Here is a 26,134-nt window from a genome sequence, read left to right on the forward strand (position 1 = left end):
GGAATTAAATGATCTAAGAATTTAAAGTAAAACGAACATGAAAACAGTTCAAAAAGATACATCAATCCGTCGTTTCAGCAGTGCTTTGTGCTTAGGGCTTTTATTGACTGCCTCAGGTTGCAACGACCGGGAATTACTTAATCCCAATCCGATCACGGCCATCAGTGGTGCCAATGCCTTCGATACACCCGACCGTATTTTGGGACTGGTTAACGGAATATACAAAGCCGTTAAAAACGGCAATTTTTACGGAGGCAACTACTACACCTATACCGAAGCGCGGGGCGAAGAATTTATCAATCGCACCAGCAACACGTTTACGGCCTACGAAGCCTGGAACCAAACGTTGAATTCAGGTTCCAATTTCGTAGCGGGATTTTGGGCGGCGGGTTACGGCGCCATCAATAATGCCAACATCCTCATTAAAGGATTGAACGACAATCCTACCAAAGTAAGCGCAACGCTGACCAAGCAATACATCGCGGAAGCAAAGTTTTTACGGGCGTTAAGTTATTACAGCCTTGTTACGTTGTATGCCCGTCCTTACAATGAGAACAAAGGCACTTCGCCGGGCTTGCCATTGCGTTTACAGGCTGAAACCACGACAGCCAACAACGCACTCAAACGCAGTTCGGTCGCGGAGGTTTACGCGCAGATCATCAAAGACTTGGACGAAGCGGAAGCCGACTTGCCCCTTACGTATTCGACGGCGTTGCTCAATACTACCAGAGCACATCGAAATACGGCAATCGCGCTGAAAACCCGCGTGTATTTAAACATTGGCAACTACGCCAAAGTGATTGAAGAAGCCAAGAAAATTGTATCAACAACGGCTCCGTTCTCAGCTTCGACGGGCGTAGCGCATAAGTTGCAAAATATCGTGGAGATCTTCACGACCAATTATACCAGTACAGAATCCATTTTGTCGGTACCAATGACAGAGTTGGATAACGTAACGGGCCAAACTTCTTTTCCTTATGTATTCAATGCCAACTCAGAGTATAACCTCAATCCAACGGGAATTTGGGGAGAGGCCGAGTGGAAATCCACCGATTTGAGACGCACGTTTGCGCGTACCGCTTCGGGTGTTCAGTTCCTGACCAAATACAACAAGCCATCGCCGTTTCTGGATTATCTGCCCATCCTTCGTTACTCTGAAGTGTTGCTCAATTACGCCGAAGCCGCTGCTCTTACCGGCGATTTGGCAAAGTCGGCGGAGTTGCTGAAAGCGGTGCGTAACCGTTCAGATGCCGCTTATGTATTCCCGGCAAGTGCCGTTGGCACGCAAACGGCTTTGGTCAATACTATTTTGAAAGAACGCCGCATTGAATTACTGGGCGAAGGGTTCCGTTCCAATGACCTGTTGCGCAATCTGTTGCCATTGCCGGCAAAATCCAGCAGTGCACTGAGTGCGCCGGAGGTAAAACCGTCGGATGCCAATTACATTTTTCCCTTGCCAAATACCGAAATAGTAACCAATAAATCACTGCTGGACTAATAGATTTTTCAACAAAACTGTGACTGTTATTTAAACAAAATGAATCATGAAAAAGAACGTAACAAATTTGGGATTGCTGTTGCTCGCGATTTTTCTTTTCGCCTTTACGGTCGAAACTGCGTACGAAGCAGAGATTAAATCGTGGCATCAAAAACGCATCGAAGACCTCAAAAAAGAGGAAGGGTGGCTCAATTTGGCAGGTTTGTTTTGGCTACAGGAAGGCGAAAATACCATTGGCGGCGATGCTAAAAACAGCATCGTATTTCCCACTGATCACAGCGACGCTTTCTTGGGAAAAATAATCCTGAAAAACGGCAAAGTGACGTTTGAAGCCGCAAAGCACACTTCTGTATTTTTGGGAGATCAAGCGGCCTCTACTGCCGAGCTTTTTCCGTATCAGGGCAAACCTACCGTGTTGAAACATAAATCGTTACGTTGGTTTATCATTCAGCGGGGCGAAAAGTTTGCAATTCGTTTGCGCGACCTGGAAAGCCCTACCGTAACGGGTTTCAAAGGCATTGAAACGTTTCCGATCAGTCAGGATTGGCGGGTAAAAGCCAAATTTATCCCAACGGTAGGCAAAAAATTGACCATTGTTGACATCACCGGCCGTTCCTACGAACAGGAATCTCCGGGCAAGTTTGTCTTTACCGTGGACGGAAAAGAATACAGTCTGGAATCGGTGGGTTCCAAAGAACGCCCTCACTTTGTTTTTGGTGATCTAACCAACAAACACGACACCTACGGCGGCGGACGCTTTTTGGACGCAACCCCACCCGATGCCGAAGGATACAGCTACATCGACTTCAACAAAGCCTACAATCCTCCGTGTGTTTTTACTCCTTATGCCACTTGTCCGCTTCCAACCAAAGAAAATAAGTTGGCGTTGGCTGTTAAGGCCGGCGAAAAATACCACGGCGATCATTAATTGATGCGTATTCCCGGTGGATGTGCAGTCGGTTACTCATAACCGACTGCATACTCTTCTTGCTCCAAATCCTTTTCAGAGTCTAACCTACCAACCTAAAATTATGTTTAAAAAGACCATTACCCACTTACTGCCCATTGCTTTGAAAGCCCTGTTTATACTTTGCTTTTTAGCAAATGTGGCCTTTGCCCAAAACAAAACCATCACAGGAACTGTATCAAGCAGCGACGAAGCCGGCTTGCCCGGTGTAAACGTGCTGTTGAAAGGTACAAAGATCGGAACCCAAACCAACGCCGAAGGAAAGTTCTCCATTCAGGTGCCTAACGACAACAGCCTCCTTGTCTTTACATACATCGGTTTCACTACCCAAGAGATCGAAGTACAGGGAAAGAATGTGATCAATGTTTCCTTAGTCTCAGATACCCGCCAGTTAGGCGAAGTCATCGTGACGGGCTATTCCAGTGAAAGCAAAAAATCATTCACCGGTTCAGCCACAAAGGTTACGTCTCAGCAATTGGAAAACCGTCCTGCTCAAAGTTTAGACCAACTTTTGGGCGGACAGGCCGCGGGTGTGAACGTTGTTCAACCCAGCGGCGCGCTCAACAGCACACCCGTATTTCGCATCAGAGGTGTCAACTCCGTTACTTCCTCCATTTATCCGCTGATTATCATTGACGGCGTAACGGTATTCACCGGTTCAGCAGGTGGCTCTGTCGGAAACAACCCTTTGGCTGACATCAACCCTACTGATATTGAAACCATTGACATATTAAAAGATGCATCTGCCGCTGCGATCTATGGCTCACGAGCGGCCAACGGCGTCGTGGTTATTACCACTAAAAAAGGAAAGAAAGGCAAAACCAAAGTCACCTACGATGGCTGGGTGAGTTGGAACAAAGCCTACAATTTGCCCGAACTTTTAAATCCTGCCGACTACGTAGCCATTAAAAATGAAGCACGTGTAAACGCCGGCCTTACGCCTGGATTTGTATTGGGAAAAAATACCGACGGCAGCGAAGTAGGCACCAATTGGTACGACGTAGCCTACCAAACGGGCGTCTCGCACAATCATACACTCAATGTTTCGGGCGCAAACGATGCTACCAATTATTTTGCTTCAGTGAATTACACCGATCAAAACGGGATTTTAAAAACCAATACCTTTAAACGTCAGGCCGCTCGGTTGAATTTAGAGCATAAACTCAATCGCAGCATCAGCATCGGAACCAATTTCTCTTTCAGTAATTCCATCAATGCCGGCCCCAATTCAGGCGCTATCGGCCCGAATTCCGTTACTTCTTCGTCAGGAAACAGCGTAAATACGCAATACATCGGATTACAGCCTTTGGCCCGGATGACGTACATTTTGCCGCCTAACGTGCCCGTTTATAATGCCGACGGTTCGTATAATATCAACACGACCAACGGCAATATCGGCTACGGTCCCAACAATTCGGCTTTAGGAGTATTCAATGCTTATAACCTGCAAACAGTACTGGATCTGGACAAGAACTCTTCCGAAAACAACACGTTGATCGGAAGCCTATTCGCCGAAGTTGAACTTCTTAAAGACCTGAAATTCAGAACTGTGTATGGAATTAATAACTATGTAGTAGAAAACAAGGAATTCAGAAATCCATTCAGTGGAGAAGGTTTTCCAACGGGCGGTACAGCCACCAACTCCACGACCAAATATTTCCGTTCCAACTGGACAAACACACTTTCGTACAGCACCACGTTCAACGAAACTCATAACGTAAGAGCGCTTGTTGGTCACGAGGAAATTTACCGCAAAGTAGATGGCTGGGGCGCAACCCGTACAGGTTTAGCTGATCCATTTTTCAGCAGTTATCAAGGCGGATTTACGAATATCACTCCTGCCTCTAACGTGCAGACAGAGAACGGTTTAATTTCTTTTTTCAGTAACATCACTTACGATTATAACCGAAAATACCTGTTGAGCTTCAACTTCCGTCGCGATGGCTTATCGGCGTTGGCATCGGGGAATAAATGGGGAAATTTTGGGGGAGGTTCCATAGGCTGGAACGTATCAGAAGAAACCTTCTATCAAAACTCAGCACTTCGTGAAACCATCAATGCGTTGAAAATTCGGGCCAGTTATGGCGTGGTAGGCAACAGCAGTCTTAATGATTATGCAGCTCTTTCTCAGTACAATTCAAGCACTTATGCAGGAGTCCCAACGCTCTATTTCGGACAGGCAGGCAACGCAGCATTACGTTGGGAGTCCAGTAAGAAAATTGACATTGGTCTAAACCTCGGCTTTTTCAACAACCGCTTTACGTTGGAAGCCGATTACTATAAAAACACCATTGACGGCCTGATCTTGAGTGCGCCTCAATCGTCATCGCAGGGAATTCCGGGCAACTCTATTGCGGCCAACGTAGGTTCATTGTACAATCAGGGGATTGAATTGGCCCTCAATGCCAACATTATCAACGCCAAGAAGTTTCAGTGGAGTGCCAATGTGAATTTTGCCACCCTTGAAAACAAAGTAACGTCGTTGGGAACGGGCGGCGATATTTATCCTACCTCATTGACTACGTTCGGTATTCAGAATGTCACTCGCGTAGGCTATTCGGTCGGGTCTATCTTTGCCGTGCCTTCACCGGGTGTAAATCCTGCCAATGGTAATCGTCTGTATATCAACCGAAAAGATGAAACAGTGCAATACAATGCCCTTACCAAAGCCTTTACATACTTAGACGGCGGCTCCGCCCCTGCCATTGACAACTACGCCGACGGCAGAATACAAGGCCCTTCATTACCAACATATTACGGAGGATTTAACAACAATCTCAGCTACGGAGATTTCGATCTAACCCTTGGTTTTATTTTCTCAGGGGGTAATAAATTATACAATGGAACGCGCGGTACGCTTTCTGATCAACGGTATTTCAACAACGGCACGTTCATCAAAGACCGTTGGACCACCGCCGGACAGGTCACCGACGTTCCCAAATTGGTGTGGGGTGACAGTTTTTCGGGCGGTTTCTCTTCGACCAATTCGGCCTTTGTGGAAGACGGCTCTTTCTTAAAGCTCAAAAACATTGCTCTGAGTTATCGCATTCCTGTTCAAAAAGGAGGATTGGCCAACTACATTTCTGCGGCCAGAGCTTACGTACAAGCTTCTAACATTCTGACGTTTACGAGTTATCGTGGGTCTGACCCTGAAATTTCCATCAACGGGAACTCCGTCAATTCGGGCAAAGATCAAAACGTTCCGGGCAATGCGTCGGTGTTTACCGTGGGGTTAAATGTCAGTTTTTAGTGAGGGCTGGTCCGGATTTGCAACGGTGCGACGTTTCGCTCCGGACCTGAGCTGGTCCGGATTTGCAATCCGGACCCAAATTGTATCGGATTTATAATCCGAACTGACTCAAAATAAAAGTCTCGTTTCTACGATTGAAAAAGAATTTATTTTTTACGAACAAGAAGGAATCAAAATGAAAATCAATCCGAAAATAAATAAAATTTTAAAAAGCAATGGCAAATTGCTGATAATTAACACATTACTCGTTGCTTTTCTCATGGGATGCCACAACAATCTGCTGGATACAGCTCCCATTACGTCTATTTCAACCGAGGCGGCGTACAGCACCCCCGCCAAAATTTTGGCACAGGTAAACGGACTCTACGGTCAATTCAGCAGTCAGTCACTTTATGGCGGACGGCACATTGTGTTCAACGAACAACGTGGTGATGAGTTTAGCCAAAATGACGGAAATAACTCCACAGGAGCCAACGTTTGGAACCAATCCATCACAGCTTCGGGAGATTTTGTCAATTCGGTTTGGAGTGCGGCTTACACGACGATCAACGCAGCTAACATCCTGATTTACAAGTTGTCTACGTCAAAAGTAGTAGCGGAAGATTTGCGAAAGAATTATGTGGCTGAAGCCAAATTTCTACGGGCTTTTTCGTATTTCAGTTTGGTACAAACCTATGCCAAACCTTTTGCCCAAAACAGCGCTGCCCCTGCTCTACCACTGCGTTTGAAAGCTGAAACCTCAGGCGGAAACAACGATTTTGCCTTCAGTACCGTCGCGGAAGTGTACGCCCAAATCATCAAAGATCTCAGCGAAGCAGAAACCGATTTACCTGTCAATTACACAACAGCGGTATTGACGGCTTCGCGAGCGCACAAAGCCACAGCCATTGCTTTGAAAACGCGGGTCTATTTAGCTAAAGCAGATTACGCCAATGTCATTGTCGAAGCGGCCAAATTGGTACCGGCCACGGCTCCTTATCAATACATTTCGGGAACGTTGACGCATCGTTTGGAAGCCAACATTGCAACTGTATTTGGAGGTTCTTACATTGGCAACGAAGCACTTTTCACCATTCCGTTCCTGAATGCCGCCGAAGCGCCGGGACTGCAAAGCGCGTTGGCCGCCAATTACCTTACGCCCGTGATCTACCTGAATCCTTCGGCCATTGTTTCCGATCCGGTATTTGCTTCGACAACTTCGAGTGATGCCCGTAAAGGACTGATTACCACCAATACCGCCGGACAGAAGCTGCTGAAAAAATTTGCTAAAAACGCGGCTCCTTTCTCTGATTATGTGCCTTTGATCCGCTACGCCGAAGTGCTTTTGAACTACGCCGAAGCCGCCGCGCAAAACAATGATTTAACTACGGCGACCGCTCTTTTGAAAGCCGTTCGCAATCGCTCAGATGCTTCATACACATTCACCAAAGGAATCGGAACCAAAGAAGAATTGGTTAACACCATTCTCAATGAAAGAAGAATTGAATTGCTGGGAGAAGGTTTCAGAACGCCCGATTTATTGAGACGAGTACAAGCTTTGCCAAGTAAAATCGGAAATGCGGGTACTGCTCCGGAAGTACTGCCAACGGCCGGCAATTATGTTTGGAATGTACCGAGCAGTGAAGTGGCTTACAACAAATTAGCGCCAAAATAACCCCACCCCTAGCCCCTCCCCTGTAGGGAGGGACTTTTCGGCTCCCTTTCCCTAAGTGGGGAAAGGGCTGGGGATAGGGGTTATATTCAGACAACCACCAAAAACACTAAAAATGAGAAAATTAACCTACTCGATTTTATTCGGAACAATCCTGACCGCATCGCTCGGCTATGCCCAAAAAACGGCCGACAAGATTTTTATCAACGGAAAAATCATTACCGTTGACGCCCAAAACAGCGTTGCGCAGGCAATAGCGGTAGAAGGCGGAAAAATTCTGGCCGTCGGCACCAACAATGATATTCAAAAATTAAAAGGAAAAAATACGGCAATTGTCGATTTAGGCGGTAAAACGGTCACGCCGGGCTTCATTGACGGACACAGTCATTTTATGAGTTTTGGACGGGCAAGCATGGCCAATCTGAATCCACCACCGGTAGGAAATGTTCGTAAAATAGCCGATTTAGTCAGTGAATTACAGGCGTTTAAAGCCCAAAAAGGAATCAAAGATGGCGAATGGATTCGCGGATTTGGGTACGATGTGGATCAATTGGCCGAAAAAAGACATCCTAACAAAGAAGATTTTGATGCGGCATTCCCCAATAATCCGGTCGTGATTACCCACGTATCCGGGCACATGTCGGTGGCTAATTCGGCCGCACTGAAAATTGCGGAAGTAAATGCCGATACACCTGACCCGGTAGGAGGTGTAGTGGAACGGAAAGACAATTCAAAAGAGCCGACGGGTTTATTTCAGGAAAAAGCACAGGGTCTTATTCGGGTCAACTTTGGGGATTCGAACAAAAGTTCATTGGAAGACCGTTTGGCCCAACTGAAAGAACAACAAACTTATTATGCCAGCTTCGGCGTAACTACTGCACAAGATGGCAGTTCGGGCTTTGAATCATTGGAATTGTTAAGAGAAGCGGCAAAACGAGGTGAATTATTCATTGACATTGAAGCGCTACCTTCTTATGGAGTGATTGATAAGGTATTGAACAATCCTGATTATCAGTACGGTGTCTTGAAAAACCACTTTAAGATCAACGGTTTTAAGTTTATGTCCGATGGTTCTCCGCAGGGCAAAACGGCTTTTTTCGGTAAAGCCTACTTGACCAAAGTGCCCGGCTGTAACGATGCTGAATGCCGCGGATTTCCGGTCGTGAATCAGGAGCAGTTCAATGAAGCTATTATCAAAGGATTTGCCAATAATCTCCAAACTTATGTGCACTGCAATGGCGACGCGGCCATTGATATGTACATCGCCGCCGTTGAAAATGCCAATAAAGTGTTGGGTACTACCAGTATCAATCGTCGCCCGGTAGTGATTCACTCACAGTTTGTGCGTCCCGACCAATTGGATAAATACAAAGAATTGGGCTTGCTTCCTGCCCTGTTCAGCAATCACGCCTTCTTTTGGGGCGATGTGCACGAAACAAATTTAGGCTACGACCGAGCTAAGTTTTTGAGTCCTTTAAAAACAGCTATCAGGAAAAACATCATCGCCACCAACCATACCGACTTTGGTGTTACGCCCATCAATCAGTTGTTTTTGTTGTGGACCTCGGTAGAGCGCAAATCCCGTTCGGGGAAAGTCATTGGCCCCGAGGAACGCCTCACGCCCATTGAAGGTCTGCGGGCAATAACTATCAACGGTGCTTATGAGTATTTTGAGGAAAACACAAAAGGCTCCATTGAAAAAGGAAAACTCGCTGATTTAGTGGTACTTTCTGATGATATCACCACCATTGAGCCTTCCAAAATCAAAGATGTTCAGGTATTGGAAACCATCAAAGAAGGCAAAACCATTTACAAGAAAAATTAACGAAATGTCCCTGCAAAACATCACAACAGCGCCCATTAGAACCACCCAACGGGTCGCTGAAATATCATGGTTCAATGATATAATCGGTGGTGATACCGAATATTTAGGCGTCTTGGACAACAGCCGTCGCAGTAGTTACGAACATTGCCGCGACATTACCCTCGAAGCCGAAAAACTGGGTTTCAGTAACATTCTCTACCCAACGGCTTACACGGTAGGTCAGGATGTATTGACTTTTGCCGCAAGTGTGGCCCCCGAAACGGAAAAAATTACCTTTTTGGCCGCTATTCGCACGGGTGAGATTCACCCACCCATGTTGGCACGGGCCATTTCTTCGCTTGATCACATTCTGAAAGGACGATTAATTCTAAACATTATCAACTCTGACCTGCCCGGTACGCGCGAAAATCCGGCACTACGTTACCAACGTTGTAACGAAGTAATTGAAATTTTAAAGCAAGCCTGGACCCAAGACCGAATTCAACACAAAGGCGAAATTTACCAATTTGATATGCCCTCCGACCCCGTCAAGCCCTATCAACAAAACGGTGGGCCATTGCTTTATTTTGGAGGAACTTCGCCCGGTTCACGGGAAGTCTGCGCCAAACATTGCGACGTGTTTTTGATGTGGCCGGAATCCGAAGAATCCATGTATGCGACCATGCAGGACATGAGCGCCCGCGCAGCGGCGGAAGGCAGAACCATTGATTTTGGCTTACGCATCCACGTCATTGTGCGTGAAACGCAGGAGGAAGCACGGAATTACGCCAAAAAATTGATGTTAAAATTTGACGAAGCGCGCGCTTTGGAAATCAGAAGCCGAGGCGAAGATTCGCGTTCGTTGGGGGTTATTCGTCAGGATGAGCTTCGTGAAACGGCCGACGTAGACGGCTTTGTAGAAGAAGTACTTTGGACACACATCGGTAAGGTGTTTTCAGGTTGTGGCAGTGGCTTGGTAGGCAGCGCCGATCAAATCATTGCCAAGCTGAATCGGTACATGGATATGGGGTTTCGGGCATTTATTTTCTCAGGTTTCCCCTTGATTGAGGAGGCTAATTACTTCGCAGATTTGGTTTTGCCTCATTTACCAAATGTCTCCATGCCGCGCCTGCAAAATCGAATTCCTGAAGAAATACCGGTGACGCCGCTGACTACTGCTGAACTTATTTAATGATAAACCATATAAGGCCTGTAAGATAATATAAGTAGTTGAAAAATAAGCTCATATGCACTTATATTCCTTATATGGTAAAAATAATAACATGACCGAAACGAAAGAATTTAAACGGGAATTAGGGCTCATTGATGCCGCTTTGCTGGCAGCCAGTGGTATGATCGGTTCAGGGATTTTTATTGTCAGTGCCGATGTAACTCGAAACGTCGGCTCGGCGGGTTGGTTGATCATTGTTTGGCTCATTGGCGGCTTCATGACGCTGACTGCCGCCGTCAGTTATGGAGAACTCAGCGGCATGTATCCCAAAGCCGGCGGGCAATATGTGTACCTCAAAGAGGCCTACAATCCTCTGGTGGCTTTTGTCTATGGATGGAGCCTGTTTGCCGTAATTCAAACGGGAACCATTGCTGCCGTATGTGTGTCTTTTTTTAAGTTTTTAGCCTATTTCTTTCCGTTTTTCAGCGAAGATTTGGTGGCTTTCAGAGTAGGAAATTCATTCAAAATTTCTCCCGCGCAACTGTCTTCCATCGCCTTGCTTTTTCTGCTGACTTATCTCAATACAAAAGGAGTTAAGCTGGGAAAAATCATTCAGAATACGTTCACGGGCACGAAGTTACTGAGTTTGTTGGTGCTGATTTTATTCGGATTTATTTTCCTGAAACCTGACGTGTGGCAGGCCAATTGGGCAGATGCCTTTCATTTACAAAAATTGACACTCACCGGTTCGTTTGAAGAATACCCCAATACGCCGGCTTTATGGGGCGCTATTGCTTCAGCATTGGTAGGGACCGTCATTAGCTACGATGCCTGGAACAACGTGACATTCGTGGCGGGCGAAATCAAAAACCCAAAACGTAACATCGGACTGAGTTTACTTCTTGGAACTGCCGTCGTCACGCTCATTTATGTGTCTGTCAATGTGATGTTTACGGCCGTATTACCCCTTGAAGCCATCGGAACGCCCGAAAAAGACCGTGTGGGCATTGTAGCGGCACAGGCCATTTTTGGCAACAGCGGTACGGCCGTGATTGCGGTGTTGATCTTAGTATCATCATTCGGTTGTGCCAATGGCATGATTCTGGCCGGTGCACGAGTCTATTACAGCATGGCCAAGGATGGTTTATTTTTTAGAAAAACGGGTGAACTGAATCAAAATGCCGTTCCTTCCTACGCGCTTTGGATTCAGTTTGCGGTGGCAGTAGTGTTAAGCCTGAGCGGTCGTTATGGTGATTTGCTTGATATGATCTCGTTTGTGGTCGTGATTTTCTACGTGCTGACCATCACCGCTATTTTTGTATTAAGAGTAAAAAAACCAACGCTTGAAAGACCCTATAAAGCTTTCGGTTACCCCTTTCTGCCGGCTATTTATATTGTCATGGGTTTGGCGTTTTGTATTTTACTTATCATCTACAAACCTACTTATACCTGGCCGGGGTTGATTATTGCCGGATTGGGGATTCCGATTTATTATTTAATTCAATTTAGGCAGGATCAAAAACATGATCTTCCAACGAATGAAACCGCATCTTCTGACCAAGCAAACAATAAATAGATTCTTTACTTTCTAAACCTAATCTCTCCTTTAAGATATGTCAACCGTTTCGAAAAAATCGCTGCTTTCCGAAGACTGGACCGTGGTTGTATTGGGCTTTGCCATTTTATTGATTACCCTTGTGGGTTTTGTTCTACCCGTACCTACCTTCGGTTGGAAAGATACCGGAGACCTGTTTAGAAAAGTACTTTCTTTAGAAAATATACAAATTATTCTTATCCAACTCATTGCAGTTGTGGCAGTTGCCATTGCCGGTGCCTTACTGACGGGTAAAGGAATAAAGCCTTTTTTGATTGGTCTGCCTATTGTCTATTTTCTAACCGTTATTGCCCTCATCATTGCGGGCAACAGCGGAGTAAAATCCATTAATCTGGAAGCCGTAATTTTCAGTTTAGCCATTGGGCTTTTGATCGGCAATTTTGTTAAACTGCCCGATTGGCTCAAATCAGCACTTTCGACCGAAGTATTTGTAAAAATCGGATTAGTACTGTTGGGAACCACCATCATTTTCTCCGACATTCTCAAAGCAGGTTCATTAGGGTTAATTCAAGCCCTGATCGTGGTAATATCAGTCTGGTATTTTGCATTTTGGGTTTCCAAAAAACTGGGCATTGATGAAGAACTTTCGCTCATTATTTCCAGTGCTGTTTCTATTTGCGGAGTATCAGCCGCCATCGCTACCGCAGGTGCTATCAAAGGCGATTCTAAAAAACTTTCTTACGTCATTTCGTTGGTGTTGATTGTAGCCGTACCTATGATGATCTTTCAACCGTATGTTGCCAAATGGTTGGGCCTTTCGGAAGAAGTAACCGGCGCTTGGTTGGGAGGAACCATTGATACTACCGGCGCAGTGGCTGCCGCCGGTACGTTGGTAGGCGAAACTGCCCTGAAAATCAGCACCATTGTTAAATTCTCACAGAACGTCCTCTTAGGTGTAGCAGCATTTGCCATCTCGGTTTACTGGACTTATACCAACCACCCGTTGGCCAAAGACAAAGACACGAAACCGACGGCAGGTATCATTTGGGAACGTTTCCCCAAGTTTGTTATTGGTTTTTTGGCGGCTTCTGTGCTGTTTTCGTTCTTTCTTACTCCCGAAACGGTCAACAACGTCAAAGGAAGTCTTAAAAATTTACAGGGTTTATGGTTTGCGTTGGCATTTACGAGCATTGGCTTGGAAACCAATTTTTCAGATCTATTCAATGCCGAAAACAAAAAACCACTCTACGCATTTTTGATTGCTCAAACTTTCAACATCTTCATTACGTTGGCGGTATCGTATTTTCTTTTTCGCTAATACGTAGTTCCCGGCACATCTGATAAGGGTTAGATGTGTCAGGAACTACGAAACAGTTGTAAAAATCTATCATTAAAAATACTCTAGATCTATAGATCATATTAAATATTAAATCTTTTTTTAACTTTTAAATTCTTTCCAATTATGAAATTTACTGACAGCTTAATTTATTACGAGATTCTCGCTCTGTTGATTTTTTTCAGTTTAGGCGAATTTTTGACCGGTGCCTTTAAAAGCGGAAAATGGACCAAAAACGAATGGCACATCACTTTTGCCGGTTTAGCGTTGTCGAGCGTCATTACGCGACCGCTGAGTTTTCTGTTTACCGCCTATGTGCTCAATTACTTTTTCCCCGGTTACTATAATTATTTTGCAGGAATCTCCCTTTGGGCAGGTGTACTTATTACGTGCGTGTTAGAAGATTTCACTCAGTACTGGTGGCATCGCGCCGCTCATACGTATGAGTGGCTTTGGAAAGGACATCGTGTTCACCATTCCGCTCCCGAAATGAGTGTATTTTTATCCGGTAGAAATTCGTGGGTTTATTTATTGATCTTTCCCTCACGGATCGTATCAACCGCTTTGGTATTTCTCGGCTTTGGAGAGGCATTTATTATTGGCTATTTTCTGAAGATTCTGATCGGCATTTCCGCTCACTCAAGTATTCGTTGGGATAAACCGCTGTATGCTATCAAATGGCTGCATCCCGTCATGTGGGTGGTGGAAAGGGTCATTTCGACTCCTGCCACGCATCACGCACACCATGCCGCAAGCGATAAAGATGGTATTGGAGTGATCAATGGAAACTACGGAAACATGTTTTTTATTTGGGACATCATTTTCGGAACCGGTAAAATTACCCGCCAATACCCCGAAACGATTGGGCTGGAAGATTACCATGAAGAGCCATGGTATGTTCAACTTGGGTATCCTATTTTCAAATCAAAGGATGAAAGAAGTGAGATGTCAAAATAAATGACAATGCATTTCCTTTATAAAACTGAAACGCATCATGGCGCCCCAAACAATCTTTAAAAATAATTTTCATATAGTATGTTATAATATAGAACTAATGGATTATTATTGCAGCATAAAGAGTAATTGGATTAAAAGTGTACAAATTACTCTATATAATCAATATATATAATATAATTCTTTTTTACATGTCAGAACTGAACAAAAAGCAGACCGCACTCGGTGATGTAGCTGCCAGGCAATTAGCCATTGCCACCCGTACCGTACCCCAGATGTCAACCATTACGCCGCGATGGTTGACGCACTTATTGAACTGGATTCCCGTTGAATCGGGCGTATATCGTCTCAATAAAGTAAAAGATGCCAACAACGTAGAAGTTGATTGCTCAGGCCGTGACGAACGCCCTTTACCTCAGACGTTTGTGGATTATATCGAAAATCCGAGGGAATATAATTTAAGCGCGGTCAATACGGTATTGGATGTGCATACGCGTGTTTCGGATTTGTACAGCAAGCCTTACAATCAGATCAGCGAACAGCTACGCCTGACCATCGAAACGATCAAAGAGCGACAGGAAAGTGAATTGATCAATAACAAAGAATACGGCTTGCTGCACAGCGTTGCGCCTTCGCAAAGAATCAAAACCCGCACGGGCGCTCCTACCCCTGACGATCTGGATGAATTAATTACTAAGGTTTGGAAAGAGCCGGGTTTTTTCTTGCTTCATCCACTGGCAATTGCCGCATTTGGCCGTGAATGTACCCGTCGTGGTGTACCGCCGCCAACCATTTCCCTTTTTGGTTCTCAATTTATCACGTGGCGCGGCCTTCCGTTGATTCCATCGGATAAAGTGCCCATTGAAGATGGAAAATCAAAGATATTGTTGTTACGGACGGGAGAGAGTCGTCAAGGGGTGGTGGGATTATATCAGCCCGGATTACCGGGGGAACAATCGCCCGGCTTATCGGTACGATTTATGGGCATCAATGAAAAAGCGATTGCCTCTTACTTGATTTCATTGTATTGCTCATTGGCAGTATTGGTTGACGATGCGATTGCCGTACTGGATGATGTAGAAATTGGAAAATACCATGAGTATAACTACTGATTCTTTTGATCTGCCGCTCAATGAGCGCATTCCATCGGGCAATTTCGCAGATACGGAAGCCATTGAGCAATTGGCCAATGAGCTTTTTCGCGCACTTCCCGGAGGTATTCCCACGTTTGGGTTTACTCCGCCGCCTGTACCTGCTAAGAAATACGACCCTTTGCTGAGTCAAGGCAATGTTTTTAATCTTGGCGAGCCGCAAACGAGTTTGCCCGATCCGCATTTTGCGGGAGGTCAAATCCCTAAGTCAGTGGCAGGAAGCGGCGTTTCTCCTTCGGCCATTCAGCAGGGAAATGTTTTTAACGTAGCGCCCACTCAAACCAACCTGCCCGACCCGAACTTTGCCGGGCAGGGAAAAGTGCCGCAATCGGTGGCAGGGAGCGGAATCTCCCCCTCGGCCGGAAATCAGGGCAACGGCGTAGATTTAAAAAATCCGCAGACCAGTTTGCCCGACCCGCATTTTGCCGGACAAGGAAAAGTGCCGCAATCAGTAGCGGGAAGCGGAATTTCTCCTTCCATTGCTCAAAAAACCAATGCCTATTCAGCGTTGCCATTTGCCAATGAACAATCGTATGAAACTGATTTAAGGGAAGCTTTGGCGTCAATCAATGTATTTTCCGTTAAACCGCAACTGCCCTCTTCGCCTGCTCCGGGATTTAACGAGGCATCTTACTATTTTTTGGCGGGTAATGCTTCTTTACCGTTTGTCACCGAAACAAGCCCGTTTTCTACGCCTGACTTAACCGGGAAAGTGGGTGTAAGTTCAATCGCCGGTCCTCCTTTTGACGTCAATCTGATAAAAAAAGACTTTCCTATTCTGCAGGAACGCGTAAATGGCCGCCCGTTGGTGTGGTTGGATAATGCCGCCACCACGCAAAAGCCCCGGCAGGTCATTGAGCGAATCAGCTATTTTTACGAGCACGAAAATTCAAACATTCACCGGGCAGCCCACGAGTTGGCCGCCCGTGCTACGGATGCTTATGAGGACGCCCGTGAAAAAGTTCGTCAATTCTTAAATGCCGGCTCAACCAACGAAATCGTCTTTGTGAGAGGAGCAACGGAAGCCATCAATTTAGTGGCTAAAAGTTGGGGTGAGCAAAACTTACAACCCGGCGATGAGATCATCGTAAGTCACCTCGAACACCACGCCAATATTCTTCCCTGGCAACAATTGGCTGCTAAAAAAGGGTTAAAACTCCGCGTTATTCCCGTGGATGACAACGGGCAAATTCTTTTGGACGAATATACAAAATTGTTGAATTCCAAAACCAAACTGGTTTCGTTTACGCAGGTTTCCAATGCGTTAGGAACAGTAACACCTGCCAAACAGATCGTTGAATTGGCGCATCAGGCCGGGGCAAAAGTCTTAGTTGATGGCGCTCAATCAGTCTCTCACATGCGGGTAGATGTACGCTACCTCAATGCCGATTGGTTTGTTTTCTCGGGTCATAAAGTATTTGGTCCGACGGGCATCGGTGTACTCTACGGCAAGGAAGCGCTGTTGAACGAAACTCAACCTTGGCAGGGAGGCGGCAACATGATCAAAGATGTAACGTTTGAACATACACAATACCACACTGCTCCTTCCCGCTTTGAAGCAGGTACGGGCAACATTGCCGATGCGGTCGGATTAGGCGCTGCGTTGGATTACGTATCAAAAATCGGTATTGATCGGATCAACCAATATGAGCATTATCTATTGGTTTATGCCACAAAACTACTCAAAGAAGTTGCCGGCTTGCGGTTGATCGGTACCGCTCATGAAAAAGCAAGCGTGTTGTCATTTACGCTGCAAGGGTATTCCAACGATGAAGTGGGACAAGCCCTTAATAAAGAAGGGATTGCGGTCAGAACGGGCCACCACTGCGCCCAGCCCATTTTACGCAGGTTCGGTCTGGAAAGCACGGTTCGTCCGTCGTTGGCCTTTTACAATACCTGCGCCGACGTGGATCTACTTGTAAGCACTCTGCATCGTCTGCAACATATTCATTCAAAAAAATAACCCATGAAAGCCGGACGAAGTTGACCTTCTCCGGCTTTCGAAACAGTATAATCTATTTCTTAAAATGCCAAGCAGTCAAGCATTTATTGATGTTCTGCATCAAACTCATAAGGCCGAATGGGAAGCTACGCCCAAGATACAAAGCTCCATCAGCTGGTTGAATGACCTTTTTGAGTTTTTGTTTCCCAATAACCGTCTGCATAAAAAGGAAACTTATATTGGAATTTTGAAGAAAAACCAAATCGATCTGGAGAATATTCTTTTGAGTTACCTTGACCCTGAAACGATTGATATTGAAAGCATTGTGGTTGCTTTTTATGATTCGCTCGAGCACATTTACAATAGCCTGCGGCTTGATGCCAATAAGATCTATGAATTTGACCCTGCCGCTACCAGCATTCACGAAGTCATTGTTTCGTATCCGGGATTTTATGCCATTGCCGTGTACCGCATTGCGCATCGTCTTACAGAGCTAAATGTACCTGTTTTGCCTCGAATTCTGAGCGAATACGCGCATCGCAATACCGGAACGGACATTCACCCGGCGGCTCAGATCGGCGTTCCTTTCATGATCGATCACAGCACCGGAATCGTGATCGGAGCTACGTCCATCATTGGCAATAATGTCTCTATTTATCAAGGTGTTACCTTGGGCGCGTTGCAGGTAGCCAAAGAACTGGCCGAAACCAAACGCCACCCTACCGTGGAAGACAACGTCATTATTTACGCCCGAACCACCATTCTTGGCGGAAGAACGGTCATTGGCAAAAACAGTGTGATTGGCGGAAGCGTTTTTCTCACCAAAAGCGTTGCTCCCAATTCACAGGTGTTCAACACCCATCAGCTCAGAATCGAAGTTAAACAGGAATTGCCAACTTAAGCCGTTTTTATACATCCAAAAGGCTGCGGTATAATCTCGTTTGAAATCGTATGTTCCGGCCATTTTCAACAAGACACAACTATGGCTTTGCTAAATTTCAGTTTCACAAAATCACGCTCTCTGATTTTTATTTTTCTCTGTTTGGGAGGACTTATTTATCACGCCCGGGCGAATGATTTTGACTTTACTCCTACCCTTCAAAAAGCGTATTCTGAAGTATTTAAGATGAAATTGGAGGCCGGCAAGAAATTGATCGTCTTGGAAAAGAATCAAAATCCTTTCAAAATTTACGTAGAAAACTATATAGAAATGATTGAAGCGCTTAATTCTGATAACCAAGCAGTTTACGAAAGATTTATTGACCAAGAAGAAGAGCGACTCGAATCAATTTCTGAATTGGATAAAAACTCTCCCTATAACCGATTTTTAAGGGCTGAGCTGAAAATGCAATTCGCTGTAACAAAAATTAAATTTGGCAATGAAGTAAAAGGGGCTTGGAATATCGTTCAGGCAGCCCGTTTATTGGAAGAAAATCAAAAGTTATTTCCCCATTTTTTGCCCCATCTTAAATCGTTGGGTTGTTTGCATATTTTGATCGGCTCAGTACCTGAAAACCACAAATGGGCGATAAAGCTTTTAGGTCTAAAGGGCCGCCCCGGGATATACAGGAATTTCATCAACTTATTGATTATACTGATGATATTGATATTAATCAGCGGTTAGAGCAATGGGAGATTTTTTACAAGCGCGCCGGCACCCCGGTGCCATCGGCCTCATTCAGCTTTACAACGAAGAACTCCTTATGAAGTTTTACGCGAAAATCGGACGGCCGACGCCGCTGACTCTTGTAACTCATTAAAATTATTTTTTTTGAATCCTTCCTCACCCTAAAGGTCGGACCGCCGCCGCGGAGGGTTCGAAAAAAATAAGCATTTTTGTTTTATCACCCCTAGTTATGATTGACACAGTCACCCGCATCACCACCTACTACCTATCACTACTCCACTATATAAATAAATTATTGTCTCACGAAACAGGCGCGGTTGTTTCAGGAAAGGTTTTTTTTGAGCTTTCAACAGCAACTGTTTTCCAAGATATCTGCCATACCTACGGAATTGTTAGTATGAGAAAATAAGAAAACAATATCTTTTATATATAGTATATTTATATATAAATGTTGTTTTAGTATAAAAAAATAATTCTTATGCTCGTACATTTCCTTTCATTGGCGTGGCGCCGCATCCGGCGTGAAAAACAGGTAAACATTATCCGAATCGCAAACCTAAGCATTGGGCTCGCCGGCGGCCTGGTGATTTTTCTGGTCGTCAATTACATGCTGACCTTTGACCGATATCATCCGCATGTTGACCGTTCGCATTGGGTAGTAACAGACGTCCATCAAGAATCGACGATGCAAACTGATGCCACACCAAGACCATTGGCCGACGTTTTGCGCCGAACTTACCCGTTTGTCGAAAGTGCTGTCCGACTGGAAACCATCTTTGGCCGGATGATCAGCGTCCCTAACGGCAAGGGGGGATGGTCAAAAAAATTTAATGAAGCCCGAAATATGTGCTTTACCGAGCCCCAATACTTTGATCTCTTCGGGGTAGAATGGATCAGCGGAAACGCTAAAACTTCGCTGTCATCGCCAAATACCATCGTGCTCAGTGAGCGATATGCCGAAAAATACTTCAATACAACCGCGGCGGTTGGAAAAACACTTCGGTTTGACAACCGCACTAATCTCACGGTCACCGGTATAATTAAAAATCCGCCGGCAAATACGCAATTGCGCTTTGACGGACTCATTTCCTATGCTACAATTCCGGTCTTGGAATCGCAGGCGAACATGCAGGATTGGCTGGGTCTTCAGAGCATGTGTTTTGTGCTCATGCGTGAAGGTTCAACGGCAGATCAGCTGCTTGGCGCCTTGCGGGCTATCAGGAAAAAGCATTTACCCCCGGCCGAGTTAAGCCACTTTTCCTACCATGTACTTCCGCTGGCAGAGCTTAACCACCAACGCAGCGGAATGGCCCCAAGGGCGGTACTGTATGCGTTAATAGCGGTGGGTCTCTTGCTGGTAGGTGCTTCCTGCATTAATTACATCAATTTGGCGACTGCACAGGCCTTACAACGTTCGCGCGAAGTTGGCGTCCGCAAGGTCGTTGGCAGTAACCGGTTTCAGCTTTTAAAACAATTTATGATCGAAACCGGATTGATCACGCTGCTTTCAATGGTCGTGGCGTTAGTGCTGGCACAGCTTGCAATGCCTTTTGTAAACCAAACGCTCAATGATCAGGTCGAGACACTTAGACCGTCAATTACAATTTTGGACCTATTGAAACCCGGCGCATTGCGCTGGTTTTTGCCACTGCTAATTGGCGTTACGGTGCTTTCCGGATTTTATCCGGCGATGGTGCTCTCCGGTTTTAATCCCGCCAAAGTACTCACCGGCGGGTTAAGCCGTGGTGTCGGTGGGCTGAATATTCGCAGGACACTCATTACAGGTCAATTCCTGCTTACCCAATTATTTCTGATTGTCGTTTTGGTAATAACCGCACAGCTACGCCATATGCAAAAAACAGATTGGGGATTTCGTCACGAACGGATGCTCGCTATATGGCTTCCGCAGCAGGTGCCGGCCCAATATGAAAGGTTGAAGCACGGATGGCAACGCATACCGGGACTTGAATCGATTACCTTTGCAAGCGATCCACCGGCATCACGGTACAATCGGCCCGTCTCTTTCAGTTATCACACGGCAAGTGAACAGGAGCCATTTGAAACGCGGGTTAGAGCTGTTGATGATAACTATCTTGAGGTTTTTAGACTGACTCTTGTCGCGGGGCGCAATTTCGATGTGGCTGACACGACCGGGCAACAGGTTCTGGTGAACGAAATCATGGTAAAAAGGCTGGGTCTTTCTTCGCCGACCCAAGTGATCGGCAGACGGATGCGGATCAAAGATGCCGACCGTACCATTGTGGGGGTAGTGAAAGATTTCAGAAGTGGCGACTTACATTCTCCGATAGTTCCGGTTACCTTAATCCACGATCTGAAACAAACCGCGATGGCAGTGCTTACCTTCACTTCAAACCGGGAAAGTTTGCCTGAAAGGGCTTTACAAAGGATTTGGGATCAGGTTGTGCCTGACCAAGTGTATAAGTCTTCGTCGATGGACGGGCTCCTGAATTCATTCAGCAAAATGGAAAAATTATTAGCCGAATTCGTGCAGATCTTTACCTGCATTGCCATTGCGATAAACTGTCTTGGCTTGTACGGTCTGGTAACGTTTATGGCTGAAACCCGCGCAAAAGAAATTGGAATCCGCCGGATACTTGGCGCACGCACAGCACAAACGCTATGGATTTTTGGAAAGGAGTTCAGCAGACTGATGGCGATCGGTTTTGTATTCGCCGCACCCCTCGGCTGGTGGCTGACTTCCGGCTGGCTGCAGCAGTATGCGCATCGGATCGAGGTGAACGGTTGGTTATTCCTGACAACCATTGCCTTAATGGCCCTTATTACTACCGCAACCGTACTGGGTCATGCACTGAAAGCCGCCGTTGCCAACCCGGTGAACTATTTGAGGGCACAATGACAAGTGGAGTAATATGTATTGGCTCAGCACCGCCGACTCTTTGAAATTCGGAATGTTTCGGCGGTGCTGAGCCATGCTTGCCCGCCTCATGAAACGGGCGTGGCTGTTGGACAACTATCTGCTTTTCTAATTCTCAGAAGGAAAACCAGAGACATGAGTTGTGCAACAGCCACGGGCGTTTTTCTGAGACAGTAAGCAATTTTGATGTCTGCTACCCGATTATTGGGTTTGGTACCACGAGTCAGGGTCTGTTTTCATCGAGTATTCCAAGTAGGCCATTAACAATACAGCAGACGTTGACCATAAGATAGAATAACTAAGTGCTTTGAGGAGCATGGGCATTTCCAGACTACTAATGCCTATACACAGCAACAAAGCTCCGGCAAACAGCAGATAGGAAAGAACTGTCCTTAATAAGCGGGGAGTCCTTACGATCCCCACTTTTTTGAATTGGGGAATAATACGTTGAAGTAAAAACAAGGTCAACAAGATGACTGAGAAAACACTGCCCCCCTGAATTGAAGTCCATAAAATGTTCCGTTCAATTACACCCTCAAAATCGGCCATCAGTCCAAAATAGAAGCTTAGAAACGTAGTCAGACCGACGACCGTCAGCATTCGGAGTCGTTTGGTCTTCGAGAATTGACTTTTTACCAGCGCCCACCAGTCTCGAAGCAGACTTTTCAGAAAAACCTTTCGGTAGCACCATTCCATCTTTTGAATCTTCTTTTGTCCACCAAAATCATCAATTGTCTGCCGGAGCGCCTCCTCAAAGGAGAGTGAATCGGTCATCCGAGCTTCCACGGAGGCCACAAAGTGGTCCGTCATCTCTTCAATAAAGGCGGTTTCGATCAACTGACATTTTTGGGTCAGAAAGGTAACGATACCGGAATGTTGGGAGTGTGTCATAGTTATAAGGTTAATTAGGTAGTGGAAAGCTTACTTAAATGGCCGGGGGTTAATATGCGTTGCAACTGATAGAGAAACTGCTCGATCTGAGCCAGTCGATCTTCGGCAGTACCTTGCTGATCTTGTGCAATGGAATAATATTTTCGGGCACGGCCCTCCACTACCAGGGTTTTTGTTATCAGTAGGCCGTCGGCTTCCAGTTTATACAAAGCGGGATAGAGGGCTCCTTCTGTAATCCTAAGTTGGCCATCGGTTAGCTGTTTTACTTTTTGGCAAATTTCATAGCCATACATCCATTGGGAGTCGGCCAGCAGTTTGAGAATGATGGCACTGAGACTGCCCTTAAGTAGTTGATGAGAAGTAGTATTCATTCCCAAATATACTAAATATCTAAATACTACTGAATCTTAGGTATATTTTTTTTTAAAACTTCACAAAATACCGCAGTGCGGACCGCTCTTTGGTGAGACATTTTTCACAGATAACAGGTTATAAAAAAGCTATTTCCTCAGTAAACCTGACAAGCATTCTTGTATATCCCTGAAATAGCTTGACAAACGGTGTTATACAAATCAGGTATCTCTTGATTTTTCACGACCTGAAAAACCCACCGACAACCCACTCATTCCTGAGGCTGCAATATGGGCTCAGGTCACATTAATAATTGTGTATGTAGTCAACCGCAAAGCTTGTTTTTTTCAGTAACTTCTATCCATTTCCGTTTGACTACATACAGTAAATAAATTTCTTCAATAAAAACGATTTAAGTGATGACAAATCACATTAACGAAAACGATTCATTATAATAGTTTCTTTTTATTTACTTGCACAAATTGCTTAGGGGTCAGGCCCGTTTTTTCTCTGAATATTAAGACAAATTTAGCGGATTGGGAGTAACCCAACATTGCCGAAACCTGCCATACACGAAATTGACCGGTGCATAAAATTTGTTTGGCATATTCCAATCGAATATTCATATAAGCCTGATAAGGAGCATGTCCATAGATTCTTTTGAAGGCTGCCTGAAACTTGGGCACGGTCATATTCATGCCGGAGGCAATGGTGGAAATTGGAGGTATTTTTTTTAGAGGATTAATTAACATTCCTCTGTAAAATTCATGAATTTTAATTTCAAGGGAAGCATCGGAAACAGCATTGCTTTTTTGTAGTGCAGGTATTGTATTCATAATCGTCGGTTGGTTTAAGTAAACTATTTTAAAGATACTTTTACCAAAATAATGCCGTTTTAGCACCTTTTTTGTCGATTGAAATGAACTTCTTGATTAATAGTATAAAACTAAAAGATAAGTATCATGAAAGCATATTCAAGGGTATCAACGGTTAATCTATGAAGGCCTTGGAAAAATTAATTCCAATGTTGTTCCTTCCATTGAGGCTTGATAAGCTCTGATTTTCCCTTTATTCAATTTCATTAATTCTGCACAAACCAATAGCCCTAACCCTGTGCCTTTTTCTCCTAAAGTACCCCGATGAGATACGGCAGGTATTGGTTTCGTAAGGGTACCTTCCCACTCAAATTTTTCTCCTTTATTGGTTAGCCTCAACACTACATACGAAGGTTCCGGTGTGATAACTATTTGAACTGCACTATTATGGGGAGAGAATTTAATGGCATTATGTATCACGTTGTATAAGATAATTTGTACGTGGTTTTCGTCGGCATAAATCAACGCTGAAGAATCGGTAAACCATTCTGTATGAAGGGATTTTTGCTGCATCAACCCCTTAAGTAAGTCCAATGCTTCTTCAACAGTATTTTTTAATGATACGGTTTTTGGGTTCGCCCTCAGAAGCCGGCGCTGTGAAAAAGCCCAGTACAACAGATTGTTGAGAATTGTTTGAAAGGTAATGGCCTTTTTGCGTAATGAAGAAGATAATGCCGGTAATTGCCCCGCACTTGTGTGCGTATATTCAAGCAACGTAATAGTATTGATCAGGTCAACGACAGGAGCGCGTAAATCATGACCGATGATGCCAAATAGTTTATCTTTCGTTTCGTTCAACACCTCCAGTTGTTGATTCTTCCTGCTGATTTGATTATTATAAACTTGATTTTTTTTGATAGAGCCAAAGCCCACCACACAATAGTATAGCAAAAAGGCCTAATAAAGCTGAAAGTAACTTTCTTTGCTTTTGCTGATTTTGCAACTCCAACTCTTTGATTTGTAAATCTTTCTCAGACAATTCTTTTTCCCGTTCTATTTTATCAAATTGATATTTTGCTTCGATGTTTTTAGCGGTTTCGCGTTCTTTATCTATATCAATACTTTGTGTTATAACTTGCAGGCGTTCATAGGAGTTGAGCGCTTCCCGGAAAAGCCCCAATGCTTTTTGGGCGGCTGCCTGATTTTTTAACCCTTGAATTTGGTAGTCGTAGAGGAGCGGTTTTTTCTCTATCAGTGCCAACGAGCGACGGGCATACTCCAACGCTTTTTTCGGCTTTCCGGAAGATAAAAACAGCGATGAAATATAGGCATAGTCAGTAGCAAGGGTCTGAACCCAACCCGGTTCAGGGATGTACTTAAGCGCTATCTGTTCGGCCGAACGCAAGGCCGCAAGGCCTTTTTTGTACTCTTTTTGTGCGATAAAATTCGCACCCATCGTAATCAGGATACCGGCGGTGGCATCTTCATTATTTTGACGTTTAACAAGTTCATACGCTTTAGCAAAATAGACAGCGGCCGAGTTATATTGTTTTTGATCTGTCAGGAAGCCTGCCCATGCTTCAAAGGCATATAGTCGATGGTAATCGGAATTCTGCTTTTCGGCCAATGCCAGATGTTTCAGTATATATTTTTTTTCGTTAAGGGGATCATTGAGCCGGTGAAAAGTACGGGACAATAAATGATACGCACTTCCCGTATTGGTATGTTCATTGTGTTTTTCATTAAATCTGATAAGTGCAATCAGCTGTTGCAACGCACCTACCTGGTCATTTTTATCCAGATGAATCATGCCCAACAGATACATCATTCGAGAAACATGCTTCCATTCTTTATATCTTTGAAGAATGGAAAACGCTTTATACGCATAAAAAGTCACGGAATCAAGTTGCTTCGTTCTTTTTAGATACAGTGCCTTATGTAATAAGAAAATACCCTGGTAGCGTTCATTTCTGCTTTGAATTCCTAAAGTCAGTCCTTTATGCAGGCTAGTATACATTTTATCTGTTTCGGCAGAAATGTAGTAAGCCGACGCCAATGAATCGTATTGTTTTAAAAGGACAGAAGCAGATCGATTGCTTTTTTGAAGTGTTTTTAACTCGTTTTGGGAAAATAAGTCATAGGAATTCGTTGACAGTACCCAAAGCCAACAAAAAACAAACCTCCATTTCAGAGGTTTAGCGCTCATAAATCGCGTGCAAAGTTGAGAGAAAGGGTGGAAGCATATTCCCGGAACAAGCATCTTTGGTAATTCTAA

19 protein-coding genes are annotated in these 26,134 nt (G+C 44.8%); 14 read left to right on the forward strand and 5 right to left on the reverse strand.

The window, feature by feature from the left end; all coding sequences use genetic code 11:
* Nucleotides 1-37: 37 nt before the first annotated feature.
* The 14 genes from ACQY73_RS13995 (at nt 38) to ACQY73_RS14060 (ending at nt 21,784) form a co-directional block, all read left to right on the forward strand.
* Nucleotides 38-1,498 (forward strand): RagB/SusD family nutrient uptake outer membrane protein, encoded by a 1,461-nt coding sequence (locus tag ACQY73_RS13995; protein WP_428667075.1) that lies wholly within the window; start codon nt 38-40, stop codon nt 1,496-1,498.
* Nucleotides 1,499-1,544: 46 nt separating this feature from the next.
* Nucleotides 1,545-2,426 (forward strand): DUF1684 domain-containing protein, encoded by an 882-nt coding sequence (locus tag ACQY73_RS14000; RefSeq protein ID WP_428667077.1) that lies wholly within the window; start codon nt 1,545-1,547, stop codon nt 2,424-2,426.
* 103 nt (nt 2,427-2,529) lie between these two features.
* Nucleotides 2,530-5,715, forward strand: a complete 3,186-nt coding sequence (locus tag ACQY73_RS14005; protein WP_428667079.1) for a SusC/RagA family TonB-linked outer membrane protein — start codon at nt 2,530-2,532, stop codon at nt 5,713-5,715.
* Nucleotides 5,716-5,890: 175 nt separating this feature from the next.
* On the forward strand, nt 5,891-7,369 hold the full coding sequence (locus tag ACQY73_RS14010; RefSeq protein WP_428667081.1) for a RagB/SusD family nutrient uptake outer membrane protein: 1,479 nt from the start codon (nt 5,891-5,893) through the stop codon (nt 7,367-7,369).
* A 112-nt stretch (nt 7,370-7,481) separates the two neighbouring features.
* Nucleotides 7,482-9,191, forward strand: a complete 1,710-nt coding sequence (locus tag ACQY73_RS14015) for an amidohydrolase (protein ID WP_428667083.1) — start codon at nt 7,482-7,484, stop codon at nt 9,189-9,191.
* Between the two features lie 4 nt (nt 9,192-9,195).
* Nucleotides 9,196-10,362 (forward strand): LLM class flavin-dependent oxidoreductase, encoded by a 1,167-nt coding sequence (locus ACQY73_RS14020; RefSeq protein WP_428667085.1) that lies wholly within the window; start codon nt 9,196-9,198, stop codon nt 10,360-10,362.
* A 91-nt stretch (nt 10,363-10,453) separates the two neighbouring features.
* Complete coding sequence (locus ACQY73_RS14025; protein ID WP_428667087.1) at nt 10,454-11,917, forward strand: APC family permease; 1,464 nt, start codon at nt 10,454-10,456, stop codon at nt 11,915-11,917.
* 37 nt (nt 11,918-11,954) lie between these two features.
* Nucleotides 11,955-13,214, forward strand: a complete 1,260-nt coding sequence (locus tag ACQY73_RS14030) for a YeiH family protein (RefSeq protein ID WP_428667089.1) — start codon at nt 11,955-11,957, stop codon at nt 13,212-13,214.
* A gap of 144 nt (nt 13,215-13,358) precedes the next feature.
* The gene (locus tag ACQY73_RS14035; protein WP_428667091.1) at nt 13,359-14,189 is read left to right on the forward strand and encodes a sterol desaturase family protein; all 831 of its coding nucleotides are present in this window, start codon (nt 13,359-13,361) and stop codon (nt 14,187-14,189) included.
* Nucleotides 14,190-14,377: 188 nt separating this feature from the next.
* On the forward strand, nt 14,378-15,298 hold the full coding sequence (locus ACQY73_RS14040) for a family 2A encapsulin nanocompartment shell protein (protein WP_428667093.1): 921 nt from the start codon (nt 14,378-14,380) through the stop codon (nt 15,296-15,298).
* The gene (locus tag ACQY73_RS14045; protein ID WP_428667095.1) at nt 15,282-17,300 is read left to right on the forward strand and encodes a family 2A encapsulin nanocompartment cargo protein cysteine desulfurase; all 2,019 of its coding nucleotides are present in this window, start codon (nt 15,282-15,284) and stop codon (nt 17,298-17,300) included. Before ACQY73_RS14040 ends, ACQY73_RS14045 begins: the two co-directional genes overlap by 17 nt.
* A gap of 64 nt (nt 17,301-17,364) precedes the next feature.
* Nucleotides 17,365-18,180, forward strand: a complete 816-nt coding sequence (locus tag ACQY73_RS14050; protein ID WP_428667097.1) for a serine O-acetyltransferase — start codon at nt 17,365-17,367, stop codon at nt 18,178-18,180.
* Nucleotides 18,181-18,261: 81 nt separating this feature from the next.
* The gene (locus tag ACQY73_RS14055; RefSeq protein WP_428667099.1) at nt 18,262-18,903 is read left to right on the forward strand and encodes a hypothetical protein; all 642 of its coding nucleotides are present in this window, start codon (nt 18,262-18,264) and stop codon (nt 18,901-18,903) included.
* 481 nt (nt 18,904-19,384) lie between these two features.
* Entirely contained in the window at nt 19,385-21,784 is a 2,400-nt protein-coding gene (locus tag ACQY73_RS14060; protein ID WP_428667101.1) for an ABC transporter permease, read from the forward strand.
* Nucleotides 21,785-22,003: 219 nt separating this feature from the next.
* On the opposite strand, the gene ACQY73_RS14065 is transcribed toward ACQY73_RS14060, so the two are convergent.
* The 5 genes from ACQY73_RS14065 to ACQY73_RS14085 form a co-directional block, all read right to left on the reverse strand.
* On the reverse strand, nt 22,004-22,693 hold the full coding sequence (locus ACQY73_RS14065) for a hypothetical protein (protein ID WP_428667103.1): 690 nt from the start codon (nt 22,691-22,693) through the stop codon (nt 22,004-22,006).
* Between the two features lie 14 nt (nt 22,694-22,707).
* The gene (locus ACQY73_RS14070; RefSeq protein WP_428667105.1) at nt 22,708-23,064 is read right to left on the reverse strand and encodes a PadR family transcriptional regulator; all 357 of its coding nucleotides are present in this window, start codon (nt 23,062-23,064) and stop codon (nt 22,708-22,710) included.
* A 429-nt stretch (nt 23,065-23,493) separates the two neighbouring features.
* Nucleotides 23,494-23,880, reverse strand: coding sequence for a helix-turn-helix transcriptional regulator (locus ACQY73_RS14075; RefSeq protein WP_428667107.1), 387 nt, complete (start codon nt 23,878-23,880; stop codon nt 23,494-23,496).
* 159 nt (nt 23,881-24,039) lie between these two features.
* A complete protein-coding gene (locus ACQY73_RS14080; protein ID WP_428667109.1) occupies nt 24,040-24,717 on the reverse strand; it encodes a sensor histidine kinase in 678 nt (225 codons plus the stop codon).
* Nucleotides 24,718-24,754: 37 nt separating this feature from the next.
* On the reverse strand, nt 24,755-26,065 hold the full coding sequence (locus ACQY73_RS14085; protein WP_428667111.1) for a hypothetical protein: 1,311 nt from the start codon (nt 26,063-26,065) through the stop codon (nt 24,755-24,757).
* Nucleotides 26,066-26,134: the final 69 nt, after the last annotated feature.

This window comes from Runella sp., assembly GCF_965279615.1.
GTDB lineage: Bacteria > Bacteroidota > Bacteroidia > Cytophagales > Spirosomataceae > Runella.

Coding starts and splice junctions, on each gene's coding strand:
- ACQY73_RS13995 (WP_428667075.1), top strand. CDS start 38: ATGAAAACAGTTCAAAAAGATACATCAATCCGTCGTTTCAGCAGTGCT.
- ACQY73_RS14000 (WP_428667077.1), top strand. CDS start 1,545: ATGAAAAAGAACGTAACAAATTTGGGATTGCTGTTGCTCGCGATTTTT.
- ACQY73_RS14005 (WP_428667079.1), top strand. CDS start 2,530: ATGTTTAAAAAGACCATTACCCACTTACTGCCCATTGCTTTGAAAGCC.
- ACQY73_RS14010 (WP_428667081.1), top strand. CDS start 5,891: ATGAAAATCAATCCGAAAATAAATAAAATTTTAAAAAGCAATGGCAAA.
- ACQY73_RS14015 (WP_428667083.1), top strand. CDS start 7,482: ATGAGAAAATTAACCTACTCGATTTTATTCGGAACAATCCTGACCGCA.
- ACQY73_RS14020 (WP_428667085.1), top strand. CDS start 9,196: ATGTCCCTGCAAAACATCACAACAGCGCCCATTAGAACCACCCAACGG.
- ACQY73_RS14025 (WP_428667087.1), top strand. CDS start 10,454: ATGACCGAAACGAAAGAATTTAAACGGGAATTAGGGCTCATTGATGCC.
- ACQY73_RS14030 (WP_428667089.1), top strand. CDS start 11,955: ATGTCAACCGTTTCGAAAAAATCGCTGCTTTCCGAAGACTGGACCGTG.
- ACQY73_RS14035 (WP_428667091.1), top strand. CDS start 13,359: ATGAAATTTACTGACAGCTTAATTTATTACGAGATTCTCGCTCTGTTG.
- ACQY73_RS14040 (WP_428667093.1), top strand. CDS start 14,378: ATGTCAGAACTGAACAAAAAGCAGACCGCACTCGGTGATGTAGCTGCC.
- ACQY73_RS14045 (WP_428667095.1), top strand. CDS start 15,282: ATGAGTATAACTACTGATTCTTTTGATCTGCCGCTCAATGAGCGCATT.
- ACQY73_RS14050 (WP_428667097.1), top strand. CDS start 17,365: ATGCCAAGCAGTCAAGCATTTATTGATGTTCTGCATCAAACTCATAAG.
- ACQY73_RS14055 (WP_428667099.1), top strand. CDS start 18,262: ATGGCTTTGCTAAATTTCAGTTTCACAAAATCACGCTCTCTGATTTTT.
- ACQY73_RS14060 (WP_428667101.1), top strand. CDS start 19,385: ATGCTCGTACATTTCCTTTCATTGGCGTGGCGCCGCATCCGGCGTGAA.
- ACQY73_RS14065 (WP_428667103.1), bottom strand. CDS start 22,693: ATGACACACTCCCAACATTCCGGTATCGTTACCTTTCTGACCCAAAAA.
- ACQY73_RS14070 (WP_428667105.1), bottom strand. CDS start 23,064: ATGAATACTACTTCTCATCAACTACTTAAGGGCAGTCTCAGTGCCATC.
- ACQY73_RS14075 (WP_428667107.1), bottom strand. CDS start 23,880: ATGAATACAATACCTGCACTACAAAAAAGCAATGCTGTTTCCGATGCT.
- ACQY73_RS14085 (WP_428667111.1), bottom strand. CDS start 26,065: ATGAGCGCTAAACCTCTGAAATGGAGGTTTGTTTTTTGTTGGCTTTGG.